The organism is Rhodoplanes roseus (assembly GCF_003258865.1).
Classification (GTDB): Bacteria; Pseudomonadota; Alphaproteobacteria; order Rhizobiales; family Xanthobacteraceae; genus Rhodoplanes; species Rhodoplanes roseus.
Window position 1 is genome coordinate 1 of sequence record NZ_NPEX01000396.1, and the last position, 4,249, is coordinate 4,249.

At 69.8% G+C, this 4,249-nt stretch carries 7 protein-coding genes; 2 read left to right on the forward strand and 5 right to left on the reverse strand.

All coding sequences use genetic code 11. The annotated features are described in order from the left end of the window. The 5 genes from CH341_RS35435 to CH341_RS28890 form a co-directional block, all read right to left on the reverse strand. Nucleotides 1-330, reverse strand: a 330-nt coding sequence (locus tag CH341_RS35435; protein WP_210208661.1) for a hypothetical protein, incomplete at its 3' end; no start/stop codon positions are given. 266 nt (nucleotides 331-596) lie between these two features. Further along, nucleotides 597-1,178 (reverse strand): CoA-binding protein, encoded by a 582-nt coding sequence (locus tag CH341_RS28875; RefSeq protein ID WP_111422665.1) that lies wholly within the window; start codon nucleotides 1,176-1,178, stop codon nucleotides 597-599. A gap of 173 nt (nucleotides 1,179-1,351) precedes the next feature. Next, complete coding sequence (locus CH341_RS28880) at nucleotides 1,352-1,615, reverse strand: cysteine rich repeat-containing protein (RefSeq protein ID WP_111422668.1); 264 nt, start codon at nucleotides 1,613-1,615, stop codon at nucleotides 1,352-1,354. A gap of 65 nt (nucleotides 1,616-1,680) precedes the next feature. After that, on the reverse strand, nucleotides 1,681-1,947 hold the full coding sequence (locus tag CH341_RS28885; protein ID WP_111422670.1) for a hypothetical protein: 267 nt from the start codon (nucleotides 1,945-1,947) through the stop codon (nucleotides 1,681-1,683). Further along, nucleotides 1,944-2,780 carry an enoyl-CoA hydratase gene (locus CH341_RS28890; protein ID WP_111422673.1) on the reverse strand — a complete coding sequence of 279 codons (837 nt, stop codon included), beginning with the start codon at nucleotides 2,778-2,780 and terminating at the stop codon, nucleotides 1,944-1,946. The genes CH341_RS28885 and CH341_RS28890 overlap by 4 nt, the downstream gene beginning before the upstream one ends. 483 nt (nucleotides 2,781-3,263) lie before the next feature. Here CH341_RS28890 and rplM point away from each other — a divergent pair, with 483 nt between their 5' ends. Then, complete coding sequence (gene rplM, locus CH341_RS28895; protein WP_111422675.1) at nucleotides 3,264-3,728, forward strand: 50S ribosomal protein L13; 465 nt, start codon at nucleotides 3,264-3,266, stop codon at nucleotides 3,726-3,728. Nucleotides 3,729-3,730: 2 nt separating this feature from the next. Continuing rightward, on the forward strand, nucleotides 3,731-4,207 hold the full coding sequence (gene rpsI / locus CH341_RS28900) for a 30S ribosomal protein S9 (protein WP_111422678.1): 477 nt from the start codon (nucleotides 3,731-3,733) through the stop codon (nucleotides 4,205-4,207). Nucleotides 4,208-4,249 lie beyond the last annotated feature (42 nt).

Consider the following 4,249-nt stretch of genomic DNA (forward strand, 5'->3'; position numbering starts at 1 on the left):
GCCGCCCGATCCGGGCTGGTCGCCGTACATGCCGCCGCCGCCACCACCCGCCAGGGCCGTCCCGGACGTGGCGATCAGCACCGGCACTCCGGCCAGCGCCAGGGCGACGCCGACCAGTGCCGTCGAGGCGCGAAGCGCGGCCCGCCGCCGGGCGGCGCGGGCCCGTCCGGCCGGGTGCGGACCTCCCTGCCGGGAGGCGGGAGCGAATGCGTCGGGAGGGGGCGAGGACGGGCAGGTCGAGGAGGGGGAAGTCGAGGAAGGGCGGGTCGAGGAAGGCGAAGTCGAGGGCGTAGCGGGCTCCGGCTGCGCCGGACCAGTCTCACGTCGCATGAGGCACTCCGATCCGGGCGGCCCGCCCAGCATTTCAGCCGAATCACTCCCCCAGGCTACCTAGTCCGAAAACCCTAACCATGGTCCTATAATACCATTTAAAGGATTGCGGCGCTTTGGTGTTCAGCGTGTCTTTCGAGACACATTCGGCCACGTTCGATCACGTCCGGCCAAGATCGGGAAACGTTTCCACAGCTCCCGACCGTCGTCCCGCGGCACGAGGGTCGTCGGCGAGGTCTCCGGTCGCCCGCCGGTCGCGGGCGCCGTCAGCCCCGATCGGTGTCGTCGCGCGGCGGCGACGCCACGGTCGTGCCGCCCGCCGTCGTCACCCGGCCGAGCGACAGGCGCTGCACGCCGCGGACCGGCATCGGGGCCCGCTTGGAGGAGAGGGTGCGCGAGTTGACGCCCAGCCAGCCGATCTCGGAGGAGAGGCGGGCGTACTCGATCTTCGGGCAGCGATCCATCACGACCTGGAGGCCGTGCTGCTCGGCCCGGGCCGCGGTGGCGTCGTCGCGCACGCCGAGCTGCATCCAGAACACCATCGGGCGAGGCGTCATCGCCAGGGTCTCGTCCAAAACCTTCGGCGCGACGCTGGCGTTGCGGAACAGGTCGACCATGTCGACCGGCTCCGGGATGTCGGCGAGCCGCGCGAACACGGTCTGCCCGAGGATCGTCTGGCCGGCCAGGCCGGGGTTCACCGGGATCATCCGGTAGCCGCGCTCCAGCAGATACTTGAAGGCGAAGAAGCTCGGCCGGTTGTCCTTGGCCGACGCGCCGACCATGGCGATGGTCCGGCATGTCGTGAGGATCCGACGGATGGTGGCGTCCGGATAATCGTCGTGGGGCATACGCGAGCGAGGCCGGCCTGGTGATGCTGTGCCTCGTCATGGCCGGGCTCGTCCCGGCCATCCACGACACGCGTCGAGAACGTGGATGCCCGGCACGAGGCCGGGCATGACGTGCTGATGACCGGGCCGGTGTTAGCCCGTCTCGCGCTGTTTGGAAAGGCGCGGTGCGCGCCTCAGTAGCTGGTGCCGGGGCGATTGCGGCGCGGGGCCTTGCCCTTGCTGATCGCGGCGCGGCAGGCGGGGCTGATCTTGGCGCGATTGCGCTGCAGGCAGCGGAAGACCTTGCCGTGGTCCGGGATCGCCTCCTGACAGAAGCTCTGGGCGTCGAACTGGCAAGCCTGCTGGTCCTGGGCCGACTGGGCGAGGGCGCCCGGCACGGCGCCGGGTGCGAGCAGGACGGCGAGGCCGAACGCGGTCGTGAGAACGAAAGTCCGCATGGATCGTCGTCTCCTTCAATGAGGCGGTGTCGCGGTATGCGTCGTGATCAGTAGGAGCGTCGTTATCAGTTTCGGGAATGGTCGGGCGAACGGCGGAGGCAGGCGAGAGGTCCGATCGTGACGGTGCCGATCGCCGTCGTCACTAGTGCGTCGAATGCGGCAGCATCGAGACACACGGTGCCGCAGCTCCACGCCCGCGCCGCCGTGAGGCCGAGCGATACCGTCACGCCCCAGGCCGCGCCGGCGACCAGCATGCGCCGCATGGCTCGCGCGTCGAGCCGGGCGGCGAGGAGGCGCAGCGAAACGGTGTGCGAAACAGCGTCGTCGGTCATCGATCCTCCCAGTGTGGTGCGCGCTTCTCCACGAAGGCGCCGATTCCTTCCTCGGCGTCGCGCGCCAGCATGTTCTCGGTCATCACCGCGGCAGCATATTGGTAGGCGTCGGCGAGCGGAAGCTCGCGCTGGCGGTAGAACGCGGCCTTGCCGAACCGGATGGCGACAGTCGACTTCTCCGCGATCCATCGCGCCAGCGCGAGGGCGGCGGCGCGCTCCTCGCCGGGCGACACCAGACGATTGACCAGGCCGAAGCGCAGCGCATCCTCGGCGCCGATCAGATCGCCGGTGAGCAGCATCTCCATGGCGTGCTTGGGCGCGATGTTGCGCGACAGCGCCACCATGGGGGTCGAGCAGAACAGGCCGATATTGACCCCCGGCGTGCAGAAGCGCGCATCGTCGGCCGCCACGGCCAGATCGCAACTCGCCACGAGCTGGCAGCCGGCCGCCGTCGCGGTGCCCTGGACGGCGGCGACGACCGGCTGGGGCAGGGCGACGATCGCCTGCATCACGGCGGCGCAGCGGGAGAGCAGGTCGGCGAAATAGGCGCGGCCGCGATCCGGATCGGCGCGGTGCGCCGTCATCTCCTTGAGGTCGTGGCCGGCGCAGAACACCGGACCCTCCGCGGCCAGCACCACGGCGCGCACGCTGCGGTCCTGCGCGATCGCGGCGAGCGCCTCGCCGAGGGCGGCCAGCATGGCGTCGGACAGGGCGTTGCGGGCCTTCGGCCGGTCGAGCACCAGCAGGGCGACGCCGTCCGTGTCCTCGCGCCGGAGCGGCGGGGCGGACGGGCTTGTCGAGGGGACGGCGGCGAGCGTGTCGGCAATGGACATGACGGTCTCCTGGCAGGCCTGTCGGGCTCGCGACTCGGGCCCGTGACGCGGCGCGATCGCCGCGATCCTTGCCCGATACGCCCGGTCACGGACGGCCGAAAGGGCCGCGCCGCGCTTCGCAAAACGCTCCTCCACCGGGCCCGCCCCGGCGATTATCCTGCTCCGCTCCGCCAGGACAACGACTGAAAACGTGTTGCGTGCCGGCCGGGGCGGGGCCTGTGGTTCGGAAGGAGCCGCGCCGCAGGGTGCGATCCGCACCGCGCCAGCGGCTTCCGAACCGGTAATAAAATACCATATTTGCAAGTGACTGATTTGAATGAAGGAATTTCCACGCGTGCGGATTGACCTGCGCGACGCGCGACGGTACACAACCCGCCACGGTGGAGGCCTTCCGGCGCCCGCCGACGGCGTGCCCGCAGGCAGGGCTCCGGTTCGGTCCGGGCGCGCCTTCACAAGAAATCCAAACCATCGGATCAGGACGCCATGAAGAGCTATTCGGCCAAGCCTGCCGAGGTCGACAAGAAGTGGGTGATGATCGACGCATCCGGCCTCGTGGTGGGGCGGCTGGCGGCGATCGTGGCGATGCGGCTGCGCGGCAAGCACAAGCCGACCTTCACGCCCCATGTCGACTGCGGCGACAACGTCATCATCGTCAACGCCGAGAAGGTCGTGTTCACCGGCCGCAAGGTGCAGCAGAAGGTGTACTACCACCACACCGGCTTCATCGGCGGCATCAAGGAGCGCTCGGCGCGCTCGATCCTCGAGGGCCGCTTCCCCGAGCGCATCGTCGAGAAGGCCGTGCAGCGCATGCTGCCGCGCGGCCCGCTCGGCCGTCAGCAGCTCGGCAATCTGCGCGTCTATCGCGGTCCCGAGCATCCTCACGCCGCCCAGACGCCCGAGCCGCTCGACGTCGCGGCGATGAACCGCAAGAACGCAAGGAGCGCGTGATCATGGCCGAGACCATGCAGTCGCTGGAAGAGCTCTCGGCCCTGAAGCCGGGTACCCCGGAAGCGCCGAAATACGAGCAGAAGCTCGACAAGCAGGGCCGCGCCTACGCGACCGGCAAGCGCAAGGACGCGGTCGCCCGCGTGTGGATCAAGCCGGGCGCCGGCAAGGTCCTGATCAACGACCGGGACATCGAGGTCTATTTCGCCCGCCCGGTGCTGCGCATGCTGATCCAGCAGCCGCTGGTCAGCGCCAACCGCAACGGCCAGTACGACATCGTCTGCACGGTGTCGGGCGGCGGCCTGTCGGGCCAGGCCGGCGCGGTGCGTCACGGCATCTCGAAGGCGCTGACCGCCTTCGAGCCGGACCTGCGCGGCGTGCTCAAGCGCGGCGGCTTCCTGACCCGCGACTCGCGCGTCGTCGAGCGCAAGAAGTACGGCCGCGCCAAAGCCCGCCGGTCGTTCCAGTTCTCGAAGCGCTGATCTTTTCCGCTGCGGCGGAGATGCGAAAGGGGGGCCTCGCGG